At 46.8% G+C, this 22,157-nt stretch carries 27 protein-coding genes; 9 read left to right on the top strand and 18 right to left on the bottom strand.

Going from position 1 to position 22,157, the window contains the following annotated elements; genetic code table 11:
• Positions 1–14 precede the first annotated feature (14 nt).
• The 5 genes from glgD to NSU00_RS07530 all read left to right on the top strand — a co-directional run bounded on the left by glgD (position 15) and on the right by NSU00_RS07530 (position 4,566).
• Entirely contained in the window at positions 15–1,124 is a 1,110-nt protein-coding gene (glgD, locus tag NSU00_RS07550; RefSeq protein ID WP_340702628.1) for a glucose-1-phosphate adenylyltransferase subunit GlgD, read from the top strand.
• A gap of 13 nt (positions 1,125–1,137) precedes the next feature.
• The gene (glgA, locus tag NSU00_RS07545; RefSeq protein ID WP_340702627.1) at positions 1,138–2,565 is read left to right on the top strand and encodes a glycogen synthase GlgA; all 1,428 of its coding nucleotides are present in this window, start codon (positions 1,138–1,140) and stop codon (positions 2,563–2,565) included.
• A 362-nt stretch (positions 2,566–2,927) separates the two neighbouring features.
• Entirely contained in the window at positions 2,928–3,143 is a 216-nt protein-coding gene (locus NSU00_RS07540) for an NAD(P)-binding domain-containing protein (RefSeq protein ID WP_019721326.1), read from the top strand.
• 23 nt (positions 3,144–3,166) lie between these two features.
• Positions 3,167–3,922 carry an exodeoxyribonuclease III gene (locus tag NSU00_RS07535; protein ID WP_019721325.1) on the top strand — a complete coding sequence of 252 codons (756 nt, stop codon included), beginning with the start codon at positions 3,167–3,169 and terminating at the stop codon, positions 3,920–3,922.
• Between the two features lie 215 nt (positions 3,923–4,137).
• Complete coding sequence (locus tag NSU00_RS07530; RefSeq protein ID WP_237349297.1) at positions 4,138–4,566, top strand: cell wall hydrolase; 429 nt, start codon at positions 4,138–4,140, stop codon at positions 4,564–4,566.
• Here the strand turns inward: NSU00_RS07530 and NSU00_RS07525 are convergent.
• The 3 genes from NSU00_RS07525 to NSU00_RS16065 form a co-directional block, all read right to left on the bottom strand.
• Positions 4,563–5,753 (bottom strand): MFS transporter, encoded by a 1,191-nt coding sequence (locus tag NSU00_RS07525; RefSeq protein ID WP_340702626.1) that lies wholly within the window; start codon positions 5,751–5,753, stop codon positions 4,563–4,565. The genes NSU00_RS07530 and NSU00_RS07525 overlap by 4 nt on opposite strands.
• A gap of 310 nt (positions 5,754–6,063) precedes the next feature.
• Positions 6,064–6,810 (bottom strand): SDR family NAD(P)-dependent oxidoreductase, encoded by a 747-nt coding sequence (locus NSU00_RS07520; protein WP_029143041.1) that lies wholly within the window; start codon positions 6,808–6,810, stop codon positions 6,064–6,066.
• 677 nt (positions 6,811–7,487) lie between these two features.
• Complete coding sequence (locus tag NSU00_RS16065) at positions 7,488–7,643, bottom strand: helix-turn-helix domain-containing protein (RefSeq protein WP_445684488.1); 156 nt, start codon at positions 7,641–7,643, stop codon at positions 7,488–7,490.
• Positions 7,644–7,858: 215 nt separating this feature from the next.
• On the opposite strand from NSU00_RS16065, the gene NSU00_RS07510 reads away from it, so the two are divergent.
• Positions 7,859–8,077, top strand: a complete 219-nt coding sequence (locus NSU00_RS07510) for a hypothetical protein (RefSeq protein WP_019721319.1) — start codon at positions 7,859–7,861, stop codon at positions 8,075–8,077.
• A 36-nt stretch (positions 8,078–8,113) separates the two neighbouring features.
• On the opposite strand, the gene NSU00_RS07505 is transcribed toward NSU00_RS07510, so the two are convergent.
• The 7 genes from NSU00_RS07505 to NSU00_RS07475 form a co-directional block, all read right to left on the bottom strand.
• The gene (locus NSU00_RS07505; RefSeq protein ID WP_340703175.1) at positions 8,114–8,398 is read right to left on the bottom strand and encodes a cation:proton antiporter regulatory subunit; all 285 of its coding nucleotides are present in this window, start codon (positions 8,396–8,398) and stop codon (positions 8,114–8,116) included.
• Positions 8,281–8,805 (bottom strand): potassium channel family protein, encoded by a 525-nt coding sequence (locus NSU00_RS07500; protein ID WP_340702624.1) that lies wholly within the window; start codon positions 8,803–8,805, stop codon positions 8,281–8,283. Before NSU00_RS07500 ends, NSU00_RS07505 begins: the two co-directional genes overlap by 118 nt.
• A gap of 38 nt (positions 8,806–8,843) precedes the next feature.
• The gene (locus NSU00_RS07495; protein WP_340702623.1) at positions 8,844–9,095 is read right to left on the bottom strand and encodes an ion channel; all 252 of its coding nucleotides are present in this window, start codon (positions 9,093–9,095) and stop codon (positions 8,844–8,846) included.
• 293 nt (positions 9,096–9,388) lie between these two features.
• Positions 9,389–10,372: an L-lactate dehydrogenase gene (locus tag NSU00_RS07490; RefSeq protein ID WP_029143048.1), complete on the bottom strand. Its 984-nt coding sequence runs from the start codon at positions 10,370–10,372 to the stop codon at positions 9,389–9,391.
• A 135-nt stretch (positions 10,373–10,507) separates the two neighbouring features.
• Positions 10,508–10,975 (bottom strand): aminodeoxychorismate lyase, encoded by a 468-nt coding sequence (locus NSU00_RS07485; RefSeq protein WP_017550395.1) that lies wholly within the window; start codon positions 10,973–10,975, stop codon positions 10,508–10,510.
• On the bottom strand, positions 10,968–11,351 hold the full coding sequence (locus tag NSU00_RS07480; protein WP_340702622.1) for a hypothetical protein: 384 nt from the start codon (positions 11,349–11,351) through the stop codon (positions 10,968–10,970). Before NSU00_RS07480 ends, NSU00_RS07485 begins: the two co-directional genes overlap by 8 nt.
• A 147-nt stretch (positions 11,352–11,498) precedes the next feature.
• Positions 11,499–12,059: a DUF420 domain-containing protein gene (locus NSU00_RS07475; RefSeq protein WP_340703174.1), complete on the bottom strand. Its 561-nt coding sequence runs from the start codon at positions 12,057–12,059 to the stop codon at positions 11,499–11,501.
• Between the two features lie 156 nt (positions 12,060–12,215).
• Here NSU00_RS07475 and NSU00_RS07470 point away from each other — a divergent pair, with 156 nt between their 5' ends.
• A complete protein-coding gene (locus tag NSU00_RS07470; RefSeq protein ID WP_340703173.1) occupies positions 12,216–13,010 on the top strand; it encodes an HAD family hydrolase in 795 nt (264 codons plus the stop codon).
• Positions 13,011–13,062: 52 nt separating this feature from the next.
• On the opposite strand, the gene NSU00_RS07465 is transcribed toward NSU00_RS07470, so the two are convergent.
• The 5 genes from NSU00_RS07465 to NSU00_RS07445 form a co-directional block, all read right to left on the bottom strand.
• Positions 13,063–13,440 carry a helix-turn-helix transcriptional regulator gene (locus NSU00_RS07465; RefSeq protein WP_017550391.1) on the bottom strand — a complete coding sequence of 126 codons (378 nt, stop codon included), beginning with the start codon at positions 13,438–13,440 and terminating at the stop codon, positions 13,063–13,065.
• A gap of 397 nt (positions 13,441–13,837) precedes the next feature.
• A complete protein-coding gene (locus tag NSU00_RS07460) occupies positions 13,838–15,346 on the bottom strand; it encodes a class I adenylate-forming enzyme family protein (protein ID WP_340702621.1) in 1,509 nt (502 codons plus the stop codon).
• A 100-nt stretch (positions 15,347–15,446) separates the two neighbouring features.
• Positions 15,447–16,598 carry a thiolase family protein gene (locus NSU00_RS07455; protein WP_029142634.1) on the bottom strand — a complete coding sequence of 384 codons (1,152 nt, stop codon included), beginning with the start codon at positions 16,596–16,598 and terminating at the stop codon, positions 15,447–15,449.
• A 249-nt stretch (positions 16,599–16,847) separates the two neighbouring features.
• Positions 16,848–17,603: a 3-hydroxyacyl-CoA dehydrogenase gene (locus tag NSU00_RS07450; RefSeq protein WP_013859368.1), complete on the bottom strand. Its 756-nt coding sequence runs from the start codon at positions 17,601–17,603 to the stop codon at positions 16,848–16,850.
• 97 nt (positions 17,604–17,700) lie between these two features.
• Positions 17,701–17,880 carry an H-type small acid-soluble spore protein gene (locus NSU00_RS07445; RefSeq protein ID WP_013859367.1) on the bottom strand — a complete coding sequence of 60 codons (180 nt, stop codon included), beginning with the start codon at positions 17,878–17,880 and terminating at the stop codon, positions 17,701–17,703.
• A 126-nt stretch (positions 17,881–18,006) separates the two neighbouring features.
• Here NSU00_RS07445 and NSU00_RS07440 point away from each other — a divergent pair, with 126 nt between their 5' ends.
• Positions 18,007–18,573 carry an O-acetyl-ADP-ribose deacetylase gene (locus NSU00_RS07440; RefSeq protein WP_029142635.1) on the top strand — a complete coding sequence of 189 codons (567 nt, stop codon included), beginning with the start codon at positions 18,007–18,009 and terminating at the stop codon, positions 18,571–18,573.
• Positions 18,574–18,725: 152 nt separating this feature from the next.
• Here the strand turns inward: NSU00_RS07440 and NSU00_RS07435 are convergent, their stop codons facing one another.
• Positions 18,726–19,064: an SCP2 sterol-binding domain-containing protein gene (locus NSU00_RS07435; RefSeq protein ID WP_013859365.1), complete on the bottom strand. Its 339-nt coding sequence runs from the start codon at positions 19,062–19,064 to the stop codon at positions 18,726–18,728.
• Positions 19,051–19,242 (bottom strand): hypothetical protein, encoded by a 192-nt coding sequence (locus NSU00_RS07430; RefSeq protein WP_340703571.1) that lies wholly within the window; start codon positions 19,240–19,242, stop codon positions 19,051–19,053. The genes NSU00_RS07435 and NSU00_RS07430 overlap by 14 nt, the downstream gene beginning before the upstream one ends.
• A gap of 232 nt (positions 19,243–19,474) precedes the next feature.
• Here NSU00_RS07430 and NSU00_RS07425 point away from each other — a divergent pair, with 232 nt between their 5' ends.
• Entirely contained in the window at positions 19,475–20,698 is a 1,224-nt protein-coding gene (locus tag NSU00_RS07425; RefSeq protein WP_237349286.1) for an IS110 family transposase, read from the top strand.
• A 390-nt stretch (positions 20,699–21,088) separates the two neighbouring features.
• Here NSU00_RS07425 and NSU00_RS07420 read toward each other — a convergent pair whose 3' ends face one another.
• Complete coding sequence (locus NSU00_RS07420) at positions 21,089–22,066, bottom strand: MBL fold metallo-hydrolase (protein ID WP_235801575.1); 978 nt, start codon at positions 22,064–22,066, stop codon at positions 21,089–21,091.
• Positions 22,067–22,157: the final 91 nt, after the last annotated feature.

The following is a 22,157-nucleotide window of genomic DNA, read 5'->3' as shown; positions in this document are numbered from 1 at the left end:
GGGACGGGTGAAACATGACGAACGTATTAGGAGTTATCAATTTGATCAACGAAAAGCCGATTTTAAAGGAGCTAACGAAACACCGCTGCCTTGCTTCCGTTCCGTTCGGCGCCAGATACCGCTTCATTGATTTTGCGCTTTCCAATCTCATTCATGCTGAAATTACCCAGGTTGCCGTTTTTACGAAAGACAACGGCAGATCGATCATAGACCATATTGGTTCAGGAAAGGAATGGGATTTGGACCGGTACGACGGCGGGCTGTTTATTCTGCCGCCGGTTGCCGATAATGCAAAATTGAAGGGGGATATCCAGGGCTTTTATGATCATCGCGAATTCTTTGAACGCGCCTCGGCAGACCTTGTCATCATCTCGCCGGGAAGCAACGTCAGCAAACTCGATATTTGCGAGCTGGTCGCATTCCATGAGAAAAGCCAGGCAGATATCACGGTTGTATACAGGAAATATGACGGGGAGCCGATCCAAAAACCGAACTATCATCAAGTGGTGGTAGATAAAGAGGACAACGTGCGGGACATCGAATTGTTTACCACTCCGCAAAAGGGCGACTTCGTCTGCCTGGAAACCTATGTGCTGTCAAAACTGTTGCTGATGGATCTCATCCAAACCTGTTCTGAAAACGGAGAATATGACTTTTTGCGGGATGCGATCAAAGCGAATGTCCATAAATTTAAAGTTAAGGGGTATCACCACCGCGGCAATATGATCTTTATCCACTCCATGGACAGTTACCACGCGGCAAACATGGCCATGCTCGACCCGGATACGATCCGCGCTTTCTTTTACAGCGACTGGGAAATTCTGACCAAGATCAAACATGAGCCGCCGGCAAAATACGGACAAACAGCGGACGTAAAAAATTCATTTATTGCAAACGGCTGTTTAATTGAAGGGACAGTGGAAAACAGTATTATTTTCCGCGGCGTGAAAATCAAAAAAGGGGCAGTCGTGAAAAACAGCATCATCATGCAAAAAACAGAAGTGGAAGAAGATGCGGTATTGGAAAATGTCATCGCAGACAAGCAGGTGGTCGTTACCCAGCATAAGGTGGTTGTCGGGACTCCGTCGCATCCAAAAGTATTATGCAAAAAAGAGATCATTTGATGGAGGGGACAAGATGAACGTATTATTCGCTGCTTCAGAATGCGCGCCATTTATTAAAACAGGGGGGCTGGGCGATGTTATCCAGGCATTGCCCAAAGCTTTGAAAAAAGCGGGGATCCATCCGGCAGTCATCCTGCCGAAATATGAAGATTTAAAACCCGAAGTAAAAGCGCGCCTCTCCTTTATGGGAAGCCTGACCGTGCCGGTTGGGTGGCGGAAGCAGTATTGCGGGATTGAAACATTGGAGGAAGGGGGGATCCGCTATTATTTTTTGGACAACGAGTATTATTTTAAACGGCACGGGAGTTACGGCTATTTCGATGATGGCGAACGGTTCTCCTTTTTTTCGCGTGCAGTGCTTGAATCTCTTCCTTATTTGAACGAGAAACCGGATGTCATCCATTGCCATGACTGGCAAACCGGGCCGATTCCCGTGCTGTTAAAAGCGCATTTTTCCAGCCATCCTTTCTACCAGGGCATCAAAACGATGTTTACGATTCATAATTTGCGCTACCAGGGCGTATTTCCAAAAAGTGTTCTGTCTGATCTTCTCGATTTAAGCGAATTGTATTTCCATGTGGATGGCCTTGAGTTTTATGGGAATGTCAGCTACTTAAAGGCGGGGATTGCTTATGCAGATGCCATTACAACCGTCAGCCCGACATACGCCCGGGAAATCCAGACGCCGTATTACGGGGAAAATCTTGACGGCTTTTTGCGGATGAAAAGCAACCGTTTCGAAGGCATTGTCAACGGGATTGATACGGATGCTTATAATCCCAAAACAGACGACGCGCTGTTTTTTACATATGAGGACTATCCGGGAAAATTAAAGAATAAAAAAGCCTTGCAGGAAGCTTTCCATTTGCAGCCGGATTCCGGCATTCCCGTTATATCGATGGTGACAAGGCTGGTGGAACAAAAAGGCATCGATCTGGTGCTACATGTAATACATGAGATGTTAAGTTTAAATGTCCAGTTTGTCCTTCTTGGCACAGGCGAGCATCAGTACGAGGAAGCATTCCGGCATCTTGAAAACCAGTATCCGGGCCGGGTATCCGTACATATTTATTTCGATGAAGCCCTTTCACATAAAATTTATGCGGGCAGTGACTTATTTTTAATGCCATCCAAATTTGAACCGTGCGGCATCGGGCAACTGATCGCCATGCGGTATGGCACATTGCCGCTTGTGCGTGAAACCGGCGGGCTGAAAGATACCGTAAAGCCATACAATGAATTCACAGGCGAAGGCAACGGTTTTTCGTTCGCAAACTATAACGCGCACGATATGCTTTACACAGTTGAAAGGGCCGTTTGGTTTTTCCGCTACCAGCCGAAAACATGGCAGTCGTTGTCTGAACGGGTGATGGGGCTTGATTTCAGCTGGGAGAATTCTGCAAAAGCATATATCCGGCTGTATGAAGGGATATGGCCGTAAAGAATAGGGAGCACTTATACAGAGTGGAAAAAGGCGCCTGCTTCGTACCGGCGCCTTTTTACTGATGCCCACGTTTGTTTCGCCGGCTGATGGCTTTTAAAATCGATAACTTGTCTTGGAGCGTTAACATATTCCAACTTCCGACTTTGATTTTCACTTTTCCCACCCCCCCGCATAAGGATTGGCGAACATCAATTATACTTGTATAATACCGCTTTTTTCTTCAATACAAACGCCAAATATTTATACAAAAATTGCGTATTTCTTGCCGCATTTTTTCTTTAACATTAGAATAAGAACAGAATATCCCTTTAAAGCTGATGGCTTTTAGGTGAATTTGTCTAAACATGGAGGCTTTTGTCATGAAGATAGGTTGGATTGGTTTAGGGCATATGGGATCTCCGATGGCCTGCCGCCTTTTAGATGCGCATTTCGATTTGTTTGTGTATAATCGCACAATTAAGAAAACGGAAAAACTGGCTGAAGCCGGCGCCGCCGTTTGCAAAACGCCGAAAGAAATCGCTGAAAATGCGGACGTCGCTGCGGTTTATAAAGCATTAAAACACCTGAACTTTTAAATGCAATGGAGGAGAAACCGGGGATGAAATTTGTTTCTTGGAATGTGAACGGGCTCCGCGCCTGTGTAAAAAAAGGGTTTCTTGCATTTTTTGCAGAAACCGGCGCCGACATTTTTTGCGTGCAGGAGACGAAACTGCAGGAAGGCCAGATCGCCCTTGATTTGGACGGCTATTATCAATATTGGAACTATGCCGAGCGGAAAGGGTATTCGGGCACGGCCGTTTTTACAAAAAAAGAACCGCTTTCCGTGCGCTACGGCGTCGGGGAAAATCGGACAGAACCGGAAGGCCGGATTTTGACACTCGAATATGAAGATTTTTATTTGGTCAATGTTTATACGCCGAATTCCCAGCGCGATCTTGCCCGCCTCGGTTACCGCCTCGAATGGGAAAACCGGATGCGGGCCTATTTAACGGATCTTGATAAAAAGAAGCCGGTCATTGTATGCGGCGATATGAACGTTGCCCATCAGGAAATTGATTTAAAAAATGCAAAAAGCAACATCGGCAATTCAGGGTTTACAGCGGAAGAGCGCGATAAAATGACCGGGCTGCTGAACAGCGGATTTATTGATTCGTTCCGATATTTTTATCCTGAGCGGGAAGGCGCATATACATGGTGGTCTTATATGAATAAAGTAAGGGAAAGGAATATCGGCTGGCGGATTGACTATTTTCTCGTATCCAAAAGACTTGCCGGCCGTTTAAAAGGTGCCGGCATGTATCCGGAAATAATGGGCAGTGACCACTGTCCGGTATTTTTAGAAACCAATTTTTAATTGGCAGGATCCGTTTCTGCCGATTGCCCTTTTGTGCTGTGCGCCGAAACTTAAAGCCCGGTACTCTTTCGGATTTAACAAACATCAAGCATCCGGTTTTTTCCGCCCGGGTGCTTGATTTATTTCAGGCACAGGTGGGGTTCTCTTTTGGTGTTTTGCAGCATAAGATAAAAAGCGGAACTTGTGCGCAATTTGCAAATCCAGGGAGGCTTAAAATGGCAGTCGTAAGGGCATCAAGTGCAGACATCGATTTACTGGCACGGCTTTTAAGGGCGGAAGCAGAAGGGGAGGGGCAGCTTGGCATGCTGCTTGTCGGCAATGTAGGCATAAACCGGATCAGGGCGAATTGTTCGGATTTTATCGGGATCCGGACCATTCCGCAAATGGTTTATCAGCCGCATGCTTTTGAAGCAGTGATACACGGGTATTTTTACCAGCGGGCACGGGAAAGCGAACGGCGGTTGGCCAGACGTGTGATTAACGGCGAAAGGCATTGGCCTGCCAAATACAGTTTATGGTATTTCAGGCCGCAAGGGGACTGCCCGCCCACATGGTATGACCAGCCGTTCGTTGCCCGGTATAAATTGCATTGTTTTTACGAACCGACAGCTGAAACATGCGAAAATGTATACACCACTTTTTAATTTGCGATCCTTTTTTCATTTGGCAAAAAGCAGGATATGACAGCGCCGATCATGGGCAAGAAAGATAAAATGGTAAATACTGTAGCAACCCCGAACATATCGGAAACGCCGCCCATGAAAACGGAACCGATTCCGCCGGCGCCGACCCCGAAACCAATTGACAGGCCGGAAGCAAGCGCGATATTTTTGGGCAACAGCTTTTGCATATAGATGACGCCGACAGAAAAGCTTGAAAGGACGCTGAAACCGAAACAGAGCAGATCGAGTACGGCCAGCCAGCCGCTTAAATGCGGCAACACAAGCGCAAAAGGCGTGGCAAGGAACATGGACACGACAAGCAGCCGTTTCATGCCGGCCCGGTCTGAAATAATGCCGCCAAAAAGCGTGCCCAGTGCCCCGGCGCCGACAAAGACAAAGTTCAACAGTTCGCTTGTTTCCAAACTTGCATGTTTCATGTAAAACGGAAGAAAAATAACAACCCCGACCTGGCACCAGGAACGCAAAATAATGACCAGAACAAGCAGGATGACGCCGGGAATATGGTTTTTTCCGGCGATTTCTTTTTTCCGGCGCTGGATATTTTGCACTTTGCTGTTCATCCAGCCAAGCAGGGGGGCTGTTAAAATAAGGGATAAAAGAGCAACCGGCAGCAGCCAGATCAGGCCGTGTATGCCGGTATGCACCAAAAAGAGCGGGATCATAAGCGGCCCGAAAGCCTGCCCGGCATTTCCGCCAACCTGGAATATTGCCTGTGCCAATCCTTTTTTATACCCGGACGCAAAATGGGTGCCGCGTGATGCTTCCGGATGAAAGACGCCCGACCCGAATCCGGAAAGCGCAATAAAAACCAAAAGCCATGGGAGAGATGGCGCAATGGCGGTTAGGCTCAGGCCGGCAATCGATAAGAAGACACCGAGCGAAAAAAGCCAGACCCGCGGTTTCCGGTCCGTCAGCATGCCAAAAACCGGCTGTGTTACCGATGAAGTAAAATAAGAAACCAGTACAATTAAAGTGGATTGCGTATAATTCAAATGGAGCGCATGCTTGTACATGACAACAAGGGCAGGAACCATGCCGGTTGTCACCAGGTCATTTAAAAAATGCGCACCGCTGAACGTAAACAGCGCACGGCGAAAAAAAGGGTTTTCTGCCTCTAACGGCGCTGATGTAAATGATTGACTTCCCATACATACTCCCACTTTCTCGTAATTTCTTTCAAACCGCCCCGGACAGGGACAAAGACAGACGGATCAAAAACGAGAGCTGTATGAATATTGTAACATAATTTTCCACAAAAATGACAAAATGAACCTTTTGTGTAAAGTCTATTTGCATAGCGTTTTGGATTGCCACTTTTTTCGTGCGGGCAGAGATGAAATGAACAAGAATACTCCGGTTCAAAAGGGCCTCCCCCTTTTGAACCGGAAAGGGGGGAGAAGGGGTGTACGGAAATTTTTCCAACACTTCAAGAGCAGCAAGTTTGAGCATCCAAGAAAGTTATTTGAAAGAAGCATAGCCGTCATCAAGCATGACAACGCTTCCGTTAATAGCATCTGCTTCTTCAAGCGTTAACAGATAAACCGCATTTGCGATCGTTTCCGGGCGGATCAGTTTTTTGCGCATTTGCTGTTCTGTCATTTTTTGCGTCATTCCGGCATCTTTATAAGCTTGTATAATCGGGGTATCCACACAACCCGGCGCAATGCCGACGACGCGAATGCCGTATTGTGCCAGTTCGAGCGCGGCATTTTGCGTCATCATCCGGACAGCGCCTTTTGCAGCCTGATATGGGAAAGTACCGAAATTTGCCAAATAACCGAATACGGAAGCCGTGTTGATAATGACGCCTTTTACATCCAGCTCGCGCATTTTTCTGCCTGCAGCAATGATCCCGTATGCCACGCCGTGCTGATTGATATCAATGACACGCAAGTAATCTTCTATTTTCATACTCAGGATATGCCCGAGCGTTCCGATTCCGGCGTTGTTGAACATCACGTCAATCGTCCCGTATATTTCAACTGCCTGATTGACAAGTGATTCGACTTCTTCAAATTTGGAAACATCCGTCTTGGCAAAAACAGCATCTCCGCCTTCTTGTTTGATCAATTCCACCGTTTCAAGCCCTTTTTCTTCATCAATATCGGCAACCACAACGGAATCGCCTTTACGTGCAAAAGTTAAACTTGTTTCCCGGCCAATCCCGCTGCCGGCCCCTGTAATCACTGCAACTCTGCCTGACATGATGCATGCCTCCTGATGGATATATTCATAGAAAAAGTAAGCGTTTACTTTTCTTTACAATTTTTAGTGTATCACCGCAAGAAAAGGTTTACAATAAAAGGAAAGAACAGTTCGAAAAATTGACTTACCTCAATAGACAGTTTTAAAACCATCAAAAAAGTATAAACGTTTGCAGTTACTTTGAAGAAAAAGCAGGCGTAAAATCAAACCGATGCGGAATGCTCATTAAAGCACAAAAACAGGGAAATCAGCCAGAAGAAAAATTTTAAAGCAAAAAGAGTGTGCTGGTATTGTAAGTAAAAGAATAAGCCAAAATTTAGGGCGATTCAATGAAAGAATGTGAAAAAATGTAGATGAAAATGCAATAACGCTGAGTGATGGAATAAACCCGGAACGATCAATGACCGCGACCGCATACGGATAAACCGAAATCCCGTCCTGATGAGATGAAAAGATGCAATAAAGGATTGTATTTCACAAAAAATCGTTTTTGTCTCAATGTTTAAAGTAATCTTCTTTTTTGAGATAAAATTTCATTTTACTCCTCAACTAGTTATAATATATATTATGTTAACTAACTTATTTTTTTCGTATGGGGCTTTATCCCCCTCTTATGTTAACAAATGCCGAATAGTGATGAGAGGTTCACTATCCGGCATTCATCTAATTAAAACATTCTACCTCGATACAATCCTCAACATAAATCCATTCACATCATTCTCCAGCTCTTCAAAAACAATATCTGCATGGATGGCTTCAAAAAAATGGTTGAAAACGAAACGGCTGCATCCGATTGTTTTGGCAATAGGATTTCCTGTTTTTTTGTTGGGCATATGCGGAATTTGTAGGCTTTGTTGATCAGCACGGTTTCCACCTCTTTCAGGAGGTAGAAGCGGCCAACAGTTCCTTTGGCTTGAAGAATGACGGCCATTCCCCCTCCCTTCTCTTGGCCGTCCTTCTCTGAAAAACGGTTCCCCCAACCAATCAGAACGAATGAAATCACAGTGCAATTCATATGTTTAGAAAAACGGGTTAAGGGGGGGTTCAGATGAAAACCGTACATTACTATGAAAATCAGCAACATATACTGAGCCAGCTGGTGAACAGGGTTCCAGTTTGCGGCCAGGATATCAGAATCAAAGGCAGAAATGGAAAAATAAAAGATATATTGGAAATCACAGAAAACGTTTATCGTGTGCAAGTTCAGTTCGAACCGGCTGCCAAAAAGCGGACCATTACAGTTGACAACAAAAAGAAAAGGCGCTGATGCAAAAAACTTTTCATGCAGAAGGAAGGTTCTTTTTTATCCTAACACTTTTTCAAATTTTCTTAGCTTCTCGTCCGGGCCGAAAACAATGACAATATCATTTGCCAATAATGGCTCAAAAGGTTCAGGATTGTTGATAATTTTCTCGCCCCGTTTTAACGCCAGAACCGTCACCCCGTACATTTCACGGATCCGAGAATGTTTCAGGGACCGGCCGGATAACGGTGATTGCCCGCCGACAATGATTTCTTCAACACTGTAAAAGGCGTCCTCATTTTGCAGTACATTTTCAACCAGTTCAACGCTGACCGGACGGAGCACTGACACGCAATACGATGGCCGCCAATGCTTGCCGTATTAATCACTTTATCGGCGCCCGCACTGTATAGTTTTCTCTCTGACTCGTGTTTTTCCGCGCGCGTAACGATCCATATATCCGGGTTCATTCCTTTTACCGTCAGCGTAATAAATACATTGTCCGAATCTTTTGGGAGCGCCAGCACAAGGCAGTCAGCCCGTTTGATGCCGGCAGAAATCAGGACATCGTCATCTGTTGCATCCTCGGTAATATATAATAAATTTGAAGTGTTTTCCAGTTCCTGACTGTTTTTTTCAATGACGACGAGGGGCTTCCCTTCTTTTTCCAGCTGGCTGATCACTTGTTTTCCGACCCTGCTGTATCCGCATACAATGATATGTGGATGGAGCCTATTGATTTTTGCATTCATCTTTCTCCTTTTCACCTCGCTCGTAAATTTCCCTTCAATTAAAGCGGCAGCAAATTGTGCCAGTATGTATGTAACCAGCCCGATCGCGATTGGGATAAGAATAAGCGTGAAAATTTTTCCTGTAAACGTAACCGGATACATATCCCGTACCCAATTGTTAAGATGGACACAACTGTCAGCCAAAGCGCATTAAAAAAAGACAGGTGCTCCGTCCACTCGTAACCGGCAGTGCCGATGATGATCATCAAAATAAACATCAAACCGGCAATGAGAATTTTACGGATATTCATCCTTGTTCCTCCCGTTTGGATTTCCCTATTATTGTACACGATGTATCCATAAGCACGCAGTAAAATCATTTTTTGCTGAAGGATGGGGATGCCCTCATTTTTGTTCTTTTCAGCGTTGTGGAGACAATGAAAAAGCCGCCTCGTCCATTGTTGGCCGGGCAGCTTTTTTGCTATTTTTAAAGATCGTTGAAATCACTTTATTGTAACGCATTATGCTGTCCGCGACGTAAGTGCCCGGGCGGAGACGATGCTCAACACCCTTCTTTTCTTCATGCCCTTTTACACCTTTCAGGTCAAGCCCGAATATACGATTTTCCGGTTTTTACCGATGCCATTGTATGCTGGATCGATTTTGCCGATTCGTGCAGCCAGGATGTTTCCTGTTCGTCGAGTTCAATTTCAAGCTGTTGTTCGATCCCGCCCCGGCCGATGACACTTGGTATGCTTAAAGCGACATCACCGTTATATCCGTACTGACCGTGCAAAGTGGCGGAAACCGGATAAATGCTTTTTTCATCCAGCATTACTGCTTTTGCCAATGTGACTGCAGCCTCAGCGACACCGGCATTGGTCCATCCTTTCCCATTCAGGACATCAAAAGCGGTTTTCACCACCTTTTGTCTGAACGTTTCTCTGTCCAACGGTTCTTTTCCTTTAAACACGCTATCCAGTTCTTTTTCGCGGAATCCCTGTACATTTAAACGGCTGAAAACCGGAAATGCGGTAAACCCATGCTCGCCCATCATATACCCCGTTACACTTTTCGGATCAATGCCGTAATTTTCGGCAACAATCTGGCGGAGGCGGGCCGAGTCAAGCATGGTGCCTGTTCCGAATATCCGCCCTTTCGGATAGCCAAATTCATTTTCAGCAATATAGACAATCGTATCAAGCGGATTTGTAATAAAAATGATGACAGCTTCTTTTGTATATTTCGTAATCCCTGCCATGACTTCCCGAACCACGGCGGCATTCGTCCTGGCAAGCCCTGACCGGTCCGGCATTTCGTCTTTTTCCGATGGAATTACGCTTGGCCCTGCTGCACAAATAATGACGTCCGCATCGGCGCATTCCGAGTAATCCCCTGCTTTCACGCTTGTGTTTGGCATATATGTAAGTGCTGTGGCATGCCTCCAATCGAGCGCTTCCCCGAATGCGACCCCTTCCTTTTTATCCAGTACAGCAATTTCCGAAAAAAGGCCCAGTTTCATCGCATTTGCAAGCACATACGAACCGACATGCCCGACGCCTGCAACCACCAATTTCGTCTTTCTCACTGTTGTCTCCCCTCCTTGTTTTCTTTATTTTAACATTTAAAATCATACTATTGAAGAGAAAATTTCGTAAACCGGAAATACTGCATAAAAAAAGCTGCCCGGTCCGCAGTACGGTAGGCAGCTTAAGATGCATGATTATTTTTTAAAAATGGTTGAAATCACTTTATCGTAACTCATCGTGCTGTCCACGACATAAGTGCCCGGGCGGAGATGGTTCTCAATGCCCTTCTTTTCGACGTCTTTACTGAATTTAAATGCATCATCCACGATATTTGCTTTCTCAAGCAATCTGCCGACATCAATGCTGGTCATCCCATCCGTTACCTGGAATACAACCCGGTTGACGGTTTTGGTATTTGCAGATTTTTCGGCGGATGACTTCGCATCGGCCAGATCTTTGTCATATGCAGCCTTGGTTTGAACGACATATCCTGCTTGCTCCAGTTTGTCCTTCATCTGGCTGTTGGAGAGCTTTGCAGTTTCAGCCGTATTGGTTTTTTTCGCCGTATTGTCCGCTGCTTTGCCTGTTCCGGAAAAATAAACGGCGCCTGTTACAGCCGTGGCGAGCAAAATCCCTGCGGCAAAGCTGCTCAATTTATTCATTCCCACCGGCAACCTTGCTCCTTTCGTTTTTCGCCGCCATAAACGGGGCCAAGATTTCCTCAATTTCGGCTTGCGTCACTTGTTTTTTTCCTGCAATGCTTTCAATAGAGTAGTTGCGTTTATATAAATCCAGCACTTCAAGCCTGAACTGTTTATCAAAGGCAGAAAGCTGGATACCGGCTTCTTTTTCAAGAATTTCCATTTCCAGTTCAAGCGTCTGGATGCCGTCTTTCAGATGATTGATTTCATCCATAAGTGCCAAATGCACCGTTTCCAATTCCTGCTGTTCCTCTTTCGCAAGGTTCCGCGTTTTAAAGATGGAAATGATCAGCAACACAACGGATACCGCAAATAAAATTGCTAATGTCCAGACCATCAAATATGTATCCCTCCTTCAAAAACTCTTCTTCCTGTTCTCTATTATTATACATGTCCGGCCCTTTATTTTCGATAAAAAACAAGAATTTATGACAAAAGTTACATTGAAAAACACCAACCGGGCCGGCGGTTGGTGCAGTGTTGTTTAATAATACGGCGCCATCATCAAGTAAACGATAACGCCGGTGAGGCTGACATAAAGCCAGATTGGCATCGCCCAGCGGACAATTTTTTTATGCTTTTTCACCTGCATCGTCCATCCCCACACAAGCGCGAACAAGGCAAGCGGAACAATGATGGCCGCGAGAAAACTGTGGGTAATGAGGATAAAGAAATAGATGGCCCGGATTGCCCCTTCCCCGCCGTATCTTGCCGTTTCAGGCGAAAGATAATGGAACGTCAAGTAAGAAAGCAAAAACAAAAACGTTGACGCGAAAGCAGCCAGAACAAATCCTCTGTGCACATTGATATTTTTCCGTTTAATGGCAATGAGCGCGCAGACCAGAAAAATAAACGTAAAGCTGTTAAAAACGGCGTTCAGCCTCGGCAAAATATAAATATCAAATCCTACTTTTCCCTTGTAACCGATGTTCGTAAAAAAGAGCAGTAAAATGATGATATTTACTATAAGGGAAACGGTGATAATCAGCGCCGTAAAATTCTTATCACTTTTCGGTTGGTAAGATGGACTGTTCCCTTTATTCATGTTTTCAAGCACCCCGTCATTTTTATATTCTGTAACCATATGCTTCCATGATAGCATGAAGATTGGCAGACAAACAACAATAGCGAAGTTTTTTTCACATTCATTTTTATTTGTGGTAGAGTAAAAGTGAAAAATCATACATACTGGAGCGAAATGATGGGACACTATGAAGCACTTTTTTTAGATGTGGACGGAACGATTTTGACACCGGAAGATACGATCCAGCCTTCAACAAAGCAGGCTGTGGCCAAGGCAAAAAGGTACGGAATGGAAGTCTTTCTGGCAACCGGGAGGCCGCTTCATGAAATTTCGTGGCTGATGGACGAACTGGATATTCAATCCGCAATCGGCTATAATGGCACGCTTGCTGTTTATAAAGGAAAAAACCTTTTTAAAACGGTAATGGATCCAAAAATTGTGGACAAATTTATTGCCATTGCTGAAAAGCACGGCCATGAAGTCGTTTTGTATACGGACCGGCAAAACTTTATCACTTCTTTTGATGTGCCTGAAGTGGAAAGTTTTATAAAAAAAATCCACCTTCGCCAAAACGCCCCTTTTACACCGGAAGCACATGATCAAATATTGGGCATTACGCTTGTAAATGTCCGGGGAAACGGCGCGGCATTGTATGCGGATTTGGCCGGCCTGCATTTATCCCAGGTCAACATTGACGGATTCAGGCATTGTTACGACGTCATTCTTGATAAAGTGAATAAAGGAATGGCTGTAGCCAAAACTCTTGATATCCTTGGCATTCCAAAAGAAAAAGCCGTTGCGTTCGGGGACGGCATGAACGATAAAGAAATGCTGCAGGTGGTCGGCGAAAGTTTTGCGATGGCAAACAGCAACCCCGGACTGTTTGCTTATGCAAAACACCGGACGACAAGCGTTACCGAATCCGGCATTTACCATGGTTTGGAAATGCTCGGGGTGATCGATCAAGTATAAGGGGCGTCCGTTTTAACAGTGAATTAAAAAAGCCGGAACACCCGGCTTTTTTTTATGAAAAATTATCCCGGAGCGCTTTTTGCAAAAGCTGCTCGCACCGTTCCAAATCAGCCTTGACAAGTTTTTTGTACGCTTTTGCTTTTTCCATGTCTTTAATTTTGTATACAACAACCTCTTTTCTTTTTGCTCCGTCCGGTTTTACTTTTATTTTGGTTAAAATTTGCTCCTCATCTTCCAGTTCATGAAGCGCCCGGTAGATTTCGGAATGCTGCGGCTCGAAACCGAGCGGCTTAAATTCTTTTTTCAGTTCATCCAAAAGCTGCAGCCCGTACCAGCGCCCGTTTTCAATATTGGTGATCATATAAAGTTTCAAAAAGGCGCGCTGTTTGATTAAAAAGCCGGTACTCTCCCTTTGCCGCTTTTCCGCCATGCTGCTCACCCCTTTTTCTTTCATTATAGTAAAATGTGCCGGCAGCACACAAAAAATAACGCTCGAACGTATGTTATTTTAATTGCAGGTTTTTTGTTTTATTGTGTTTTTAGCACACTGTGTATTTTGATTTGTCCCAAAACACTTTCATTTTCTATAAAATGGAAATGCGTTTTATATCCATCCGCGTATCCGGCTATTTTTTTACAGCTGGCAATAGAATGGTGAACATTTAAACAATTGGTTGAAATGAAAAATTTATTTATCTTTTAGCACATAGTGTTATTAAAACAAATTACGCAAAAAAATACCGGCGAATTGCCAGCATTCCGCTTTTCCCAAACGGCATGGGCGCCTTTTCTCAAAATGGGGATTTTTTGCTGCCGTACTGTTTGCCTTATACCCCGGAGATTTGTTTTCGCAAAACGTGTTTTAAAACTTTTCCGCTCGCATTTCGTGGAAGTGCTTGTAAAAATTCCATTTCGGCCGGCCATTTATATTTTGCAAGTTTCCCCGAACAATGGGCGAGCACTTTTTCTTCTGTCAGTGTTTCGCCTTTTTTCACGACAATATAGGCTTTTGGCACTTCCCCGTATATTTCATGCGGAATGCCGACCACTGCCGCTTCCAAAATTTCCGGCATTTCATATAGCACTTCCTCCACTTCCACCGGATAAACATTTTCTCCCCCGCGGATTAACATATCTTTTTTACGGTCAACTAAATAGAGAAAACCGGCTTCATCGAAACGGCCCAAATCCCCGCTGTAAAGCCAGCCGTTTTGCAATACCCTCCGCGTTTCTTCTTCATTTTTCAAATATCCTTTCATGACTTGCGGCCCTTTAACAATGATTTCGCCTACTTCCCCGGCGGGAACAGGTGAACCGCCCGCATCTACCACTTGAATTTCCGTTTGCGGCAATGCTTTGCCAACCGAACCGGCCTTTTCCAAAGCAAAACGGTCAATTAATGTTGAAGCGGCCGGTGCATTTTCGGTCTGCCCGTATAAATTTTGCACTTTTACTTTCGGAAAACGCGTTTTTAACTGGCGCACACGTTCATACGGCATCGGAGACGCGCCATAACAGAACAATCGCAAATAAGAAAGGTCAACTTGAGCCATTTTCGGCGTATTGAGAAGGATACTGTACATTGCCGGCACCCCGAAGAAAACAGTAACTTTTTCTTTTTCCATTGTTTCAAGCGTTTTCTCAGGGGAAAATTGTTCTTCTATGATCATGGTGCCGCCACGGTAGATGGATGGAATGCTAAAGACATGGCATGCCGCGCAATGGAATAACGGAGTTACAATATGCACGCGGTCTTCCCTGTTTAAATCCATTGCCTCAGACCAGATTTGCGCCGCTGCCCGGACATTTGCGGCAGACAGCATGACGCCTTTTGGCCTGCCGGTTGTGCCGGATGTATAAAAAACGACAGCAGTATCATCTGCCTCTATTTGGGGAGTCATAAAAGCATCAGTATTTTCTCCGGCAACAGCCCGGAATATGTCTTCCCCGCCAACCACCAGGCGGTATTGGAACTGATGGAACTCGCGCGGAATTTCATGCAGTATATGAAGCAAGCGGGAATCATAGATGAGGGCTTTTGCTTCTGAGTGCTGAAAAATATACTGCACTTCGGGCGGCGCCAATTTTGTATTGACAGGCATGGCTGTAAAACCACCCAGTTGGCAGGCATAATAGGCAATGAGCAGCGCATCGGAATTATGGAGAAAAAGGGCAATCATGTCCCCTTTGTTGTATCCCTTTTTTTGGAAAAAAGCGGCGACATTTACCGACTGCCAGTAAAATTGGGCATAAGTCGTTTTCTTTCCCCGGTAAGACGTGATGATATGGTCCGGTTGATGAATGGCATGCCATTTAAGCTGTTGCCCTACAAACATTTTTACTCCTCCTGTTCGAAAAACCCGGTTTTTCCGTTTGCCGCAGTAAAGCGCCGGCTGCGGCGGTCCTTTCCTGCCTGCAGCCGGAGACAACATGTTTTTAATCCAATCGCTCAATAATCGTCGCGTTTGCCATCCCATAACCTTCGCACATGGTTTGCAAGCCGTAACGATCGTTTGTTCGTTCCAGTTCGTGCACCATCGTTGTCATAAGCCGCGCCCCGCTTGCGCCAAGCGGATGGCCAAGCGCAATCGCACCGCCGTTCGGGTTCAGTTTTTCCGGACTGGCGCCGGTTTCTAAAAGCCAGGCAAGCGGTACGGAAGCAAATGCCTCGTTCACTTCAAATACATCTATATCATCAATCGAAAGGCCCGCCTGGTGCAGCACTTTTTCCGTAGCCGGGATCACCCCCGTCAGCATCAGTGTCGGATCGGACCCGACAACGGCCCGGGCGAGAATACGGAATCGCGGCTTCAGGCCGAGTGACTCTGCTTTTGTGCGGGACATGATTAAAACGGCAGCTGCCCCGTCGCTAATCTGGCTCGCATTGCCTGCCGTGATACGCCCGTCTTCCTGAAAAGCCGGTTTCAGCGCGGCCAATTTTTGAACCGATGTATCTGCACGCGGGCCTTCGTCTTTCACAACCGATACGGCTATGCCATCCGGCTGTTCCGCTTCAACCGGCATGATCTCCCTGTCAAAACGCCCTTCTTTTTGCGCTTGCAATGCACGCCTATGGCTTTCCAACGCATAATGGTCCATCTTTTCACGGCTGATGCCCCACTTTTCCGCAATCAAATCCGCGGACAGCCCTTGATGGATCATGTTGTATTTTGCTGTGAGTACCTTGCTAAATTGTACGCCGCTCCTGTTGGACCCGATCGGAACGCGTGACATGCTCTCAACCCCGCCTGCAATCACCACATCCATATCGCCGGAAAGAACCGCCTGGGCTGCAAAATGCACCGCCTGCTGGCTGGATCCGCACTGGCGGTCAATAGTAACACCGGGCACTTCAATCGGAAATCCGGCGATCAGCGCTGCCTGCCGCGCAATATCAGACGCCTGTTCCCCGACCTGGGAAACGCAGCCCATGATCACATCTTCCACCAAATCCGGGGATATCCCCGTTCGTTTAACCACTTCCTGCAAAACTTTCGCCGCCAGTTCTTCCGCCCGGATCCCGCTTAATAATCCGTTCCGCTTTCCAACGGGTGTCCGAACCGCCTCTACAATGACCGCTTCCCGCATCCGAATTCCCCTCACCATAAAAATTTTCCACTCCGCTTACACCCTGCGTTTTCCAAACCTGCGATTCCGTTTGTAAACCCGCATTTGCACGGGCCTTTTTGAAAAATGGTGCCCGGCCCGGACGAATGCTTTGAAAATCTTATTTATCGGCACGTTAAGCAAACGTCCAATCCGCCGGGCACGTGCGGTTTCAGATATGTTTCCCGCATCTGCCTACCGGCGGATTTTTCCAGCGCCAGCTCACACCCATTACTTCGGCTGCATCCGGATCGCACCGTCAAGGCGGATCGTTTCCCCGTTCAGCATCGGGTTCAGGACAATGCTTTGGACAAGCTGCGCATACTCCGCCGGCCGTCCGAGACGGGGAGGAAACGGCGTCATTTTGCCAAGCGCATCCCTTGCTTTTTCCGGCAAAGAAGCAAAAAGCGGCGTTTCAAATACACCCGGTGCAATCGTGACAACACGGATGCCAAGCCCGGCAAGATCCCTGGCAACCGGAAGTGTCATCCCGACAATGCCGCCTTTTGACGCGCTGTACGCCGCCTGCCCGATCTGCCCTTCAAAAGCGGCAACCGAGGCTGTATTGATGATCAGCCCTCTTTCCCCTTCCTCGTTCGGGCTGTTCTGTGCCATTTTTTCAGCGGCAAGCCGGATCACATTAAAAGTGCCAATCAGGTTCACCTCAATCACTTTCCGGAAAGAGGCAAGATCATGGGCGCCGCTTTTGCCGTATGTTTTTTTCGCCGCTCCGATGCCGGCACAATTCACCAGAATGTTAACGCTTTCAATTTGTTCCAGGGCATATTGGACACTTTTCTCGTCGGTTACATCCGTTTGGAAAAAGCGGACACGGCCTTTTAGTTCCTGCTCCAATTTTGCCCCTTTTTTCTGCTGAAGGTCAAAAACAACCGCCTCTGCGCCGCTTTCCACCAATTTTCTCACCGTTGCTTCCCCGAGTCCTGATGCCCCGCCGGTTACAATGGCTGTGCTGTTTTCCAGATTCATTTGGCCAAACCCCTCTCCCGTGAAAATCCGTTCATATCTAAAATTCTAAATGTTTGTATTTTCGCTGTCAACCGAAAAAAACCGCTCAAAAGCGGTTTTAATGTTCCAGCAAAAAGTTGACGGGAACGCTCATTTTTTTATCCGGATGGTCAAGGGTATGCACCGTTGCCGTTTCTTCCTGCCGGTCAACGTGCTCGATGTAAATCCTTTCCCCGTTCAAGGTGACCGTCACCATTTCCGGCACGTTCATAATTTCCTGCGCACGTCTTGCATCCATATCAAAACCTCCGTTTCTTTTTATAATTAAAGTATGGATAGGGGGGTATGAAACTATACCGGCATTTAAACATCCGCCTCTTCCTGTGCTAAAATAAAACAAAGAACAGAAACGGAGATGATGGGGATGAAGTCTTTTAAAATCGTGCTTGGCGATATTACAAAAGCCAAAACGGACGCCATCGTGAATGCGGCGAATACAACACTGCTTGGCGGCGGCGGAGTGGACGGGGCCATCCACAAGGCAGCAGGGCCCGGGCTCCTGGAGGAATGCCGGAAATTGAACGGATGCCCGACCGGCGAAGCAAAGATAACGAAAGGATACCGGCTCCCGGCAAAATACGTCATTCATACGCCCGGCCCCGTCTGGCAGGGAGGCGGCCATCATGAAGCCGAATTATTGGAAAACAGTTACCAAAACAGCCTGCGCCTCGCTGAATCGAAAGGGCTGCGGACGGTTGCCTTTCCTTCCATCAGCACCGGCGTTTACCATTACCCGGTGGATGCGGCTGCCCGGATCGCTGTCCGCACCATTTGCACATTCCTTGAAACTTCCGGCTCCGTCCAGGAAGTTTGGATGGTTTGCTTTGACGAACGGACAAAACAAGCGTATGAAAAAGCAGCAACAGAATGGGAAAGGATTTCACATAATGGCGAAAAATCCGGCAAAACTGTGGCGATCCTGGTGAATTGAGTCAATCAATTGCTTTTGCCAGCATGCCAGCTTTTTTTGCCCGGGCCGGCACGTGCCGGAAAAGCGGAAAAGAAGACATTTTCACAGGTGTTTCGCAGCTGCCGCCGTTTGTATGAAATCATTTTGCCCTCCTTTCGCTTCTTTTGCTTCCATCACGAAGCGTTATATGCCAACAAAACGTCCTGCAGCCGCAAAGCCAGCCCCATATCCCCTTTCAGCCGGAGTTTGCCGGTTAAAAAAGCCGTCGTGCCGTTCATTTTGCCTTGCACCAGTTTTTTAAAGTCAGCGGATGACAGAGAGAGCGTACAATTCGGATCCTCCGCTTCCCCCGCCCCGGCGTAACTGCCTTCCGGGCGCATAACGACATGGTAAGCCCCTTCTTCTTCCCCGCTTAAGTTAAACTGGTATACCGCGTTCATTCCTTGTGACCGGGAAGGATCTTTCTTCAAGGCAGCATCAATGGTTTGAAAAATTTCGTCAACGGTTTCCATGCGGTTCCTCCTCGTATAATAAGTTTAAATCCAAAGTGGATGTCAATTTCCAGTTCATTCTGCTGCTCATTGACAAGTGAATATAAGATTTTGTATTCCGGGCGAGCCCGGAATACAAGTTCGGACTTGGACGCTTCGCGATGTTCCCGGATAATGGTCTTAGGATCGTTTGGGTCAATGCTTCCCCTCCTTGTAGCCTGACTACTCGAAAAGTCTGCATCCCCAGGTTCTTGCTTGAACGTCTAACCCGTAGGCCGTTCCTCCGGATCTCCGTGCTGGAAATGAGCAGTTCCAGGCAGCCCACGGCCCGGATGAGTTCTCATACGCGAGGCTGACAGATCGGCAAGCCATCTGGGGATATCCCGAAGCGTCCGATTCCATCGATCCCAATACAGAGAGGAGGAAATCATATGCCCTTATTTGTCGGTATTGACGTGAGCTCCAAAAACCTCGATGCCTGCCTGATGGATGGAATGGGGGAAACGTTGGCCACCCAAACGGTGACAAACAATCTTCCCGGTGCCTCTGAGTTAAGAGACACCATCCTCCAACATGCGGAGGCGGATGACACCATCCAGATCGCCATGGAGGCCACATCTGTGTATAGTTGGCACCCGGCAATGTTTTTCCATGAAGATCCCGAGCTGAAACAGCGTCGTACAAAGGTGTTTACCCTGAATCCGAAGCTGGTGAGAAATTTCAAAAAGGCTTATGCCGAGATGGACAAGACCGATCCCAAAGATGCCTGGGTAATTGCGGACCGCTTGCGTTTCGGGAGATTGCCGAAATCCGTGATTCAGTCAGAACAATACCTTGCCCTTCAACGGTTAACACGGATGCGCTATCACCTGATTCAAAGTTTAACCCGGGAACAACAGGTATTTTTGAATCATCTGTTTTTCAAATTCAGTGCCTTTAACCTTGAAGTGGATACATCGGTCTTCGGCCATGCCATAACGGAATTTTTGCTTGAGGCCTATAGCCTCGATGAAATTGCCCAAATGCCTCTGGAGGACTTAGCGATGTATCTCCAGACCAAAGGCCATGGCCGCTTTAGCGATCCCGAGGATTTGGCCGCATCCATCCAAAAAGCTGCCCGGTCCTCTTACCGGCTTTCTAAATGTGTGGAGGATTCGATTGACTTGGTCCTGGGCAGTTCTATTGAGATCATCCGGCATCTTAAACGCCAAATCAAGGATTTGGATAAGGCGATTGCCCGCGTTCTTGATGGAATCCCGAATACCCTCCAGACCATTCCGGGAATAGGCCCGGTGAGCTGTGCTGGGATTCTCGCTGAAATCGGCGACATTGAGCGCTTTGACGACCAAGCCGCGATCGCAAAATTTGCCGGATTGTTCTGGCCCCGCCACCAATCGGGTGATTTTGAGGCTGATGACAAAATGCTTGCGCGTACAGGCAATCGTTATCTCCGGTATTACCTGGTTGAGGCTGCCAATCTGGTCCGGCGACACGAACCTGAGTACCGCGCCTTTTACCAAAAGAAATATCGTGAGGTGCATAAGCACTCACACAAACGCGCCCTCGTCTTAACGGCAAGAAAACTGGTGCGCCTGATCGATGCGCTGCTCCGCAACGATCAAATTTATGCGCCGAAAAAGAAGGTGACGCGATGAGGTAACCAGGTAACCATCATCGATAGCCTGAACTTGAAAACTTCCAGATTATTCCAATTATCTGGAGGCTTAGTTCAGTATTGCCATTTTTATGACATAGAGCCAACAAAATTTCCAATTCACTTGTTTTTAACCCTTGACATCACACCGTAGGACTTTTTGTAAAGATAGCTTTCACAACTGATTATATATTCCGAACCTTCCAAGGCCAATTCCTATATATGTAGGGAAAACGTCAGCCCGGTTTGCCGCTTGCCCTATATTTATCGCCCGCCTAAAGCCTTGCCGATACGCAAATCCGCGCATCCGGTTTCGGTTTGCCTGCTGCACGCCTGTTCCTTCGTCGCAAAAAAATCATCTGCTTCTTAAACTGAAGCAGATGCGGGCATATCAGGGCAAAAAATATAAAATTTTACCATTCTCCAGCCGGCTCGAAATTTTCCCGGCGGATTCCAGATAAAGGCATCTTGTAATCGTTGCCATAAACGGCGCAAAAAATTGCTTTAATGCGACATCGCCGTAAGTATCCCGGCAGATTTGCGCCGCTGTTTTCTCCCCTTCCTGAAGCGACATGGTCATTTGCTTGAGCCTGTGCTCATGGCGCATCCGGATGCTTTCCGCCCGCGCCTTTACATCGCCGATCAGCCCGCCGTGCCCCGGAAGCGCCACTTTGGCAGGGAGGTCTTTAATCCGGTCGAGCGAATCAAAATAATCCCCAAGCGGGTTTTTGTCGTTTTCAGACCAGGCGGCAACAATGGGGGACAAGTCTTTTAACACATGGTCTCCGAGCACCAGTATTTGCTCTTTGCGATTGTAAAAACAAAAATGGTCCGGCGCATGGCCCGGCGTCCGGATCGCTTCGTAAGGATCATCCCCGAGCAGGACCTGTTCGCCATTTTTAAAAAGCCCGTCCGGTTCAAAATCATATTTCGGGATCTCCCGAGCAAAATTCCGTTTCGGCAAAGCCGGCCCGCCATGTTTTTGCAAAACCGCTTCGTATTTATCATGTGAAGCGGCAAAACGGGCCTTTGTTTCCTGCATGGCCTGAAAGCTTAAATCGGACATGAAAACAGGCACGCTGTATTTTTCTTTCAGCCATTTCGCAAGCCCGAGATGGTCGGGATGCGAATGTGTCAGCACAATTTTTTCAATGGGAAAAACCGATGCCAGCACTTTGTTCCATGTTTCCTTCGCCGTTTCATGGCAGTCCCCTGTGTCCACAATGGTGTACCCTTTTTCCCCTTTAAAAAGATAGCAATTGACCTCCCGCATGCCAAACGGAAAACGGACGACCAGTTTCCACACATTTTCCGCCACTTTCGTGAAGTCGCACGAATCCTTTTTTTCCGTAAAACTTGCCAAATCCATCCCCTCCTTCTATAAGGATAACTTTTCGGAGGGGCGGGGGCAAATTTTTTCACTTTTTTTAATCATACGCATAATGCCGCCAATAAGGCAG

The sequence above is a fragment of the Weizmannia sp. FSL W8-0401 genome (genome assembly GCF_038009125.1).
GTDB lineage: Bacteria > Bacillota > Bacilli > Bacillales > Bacillaceae_C > Weizmannia > Weizmannia coagulans.
The sequence above is the reverse complement of the archived record's forward strand: the minus strand, read 5'-3'. Positions and strand labels throughout refer to the sequence as shown.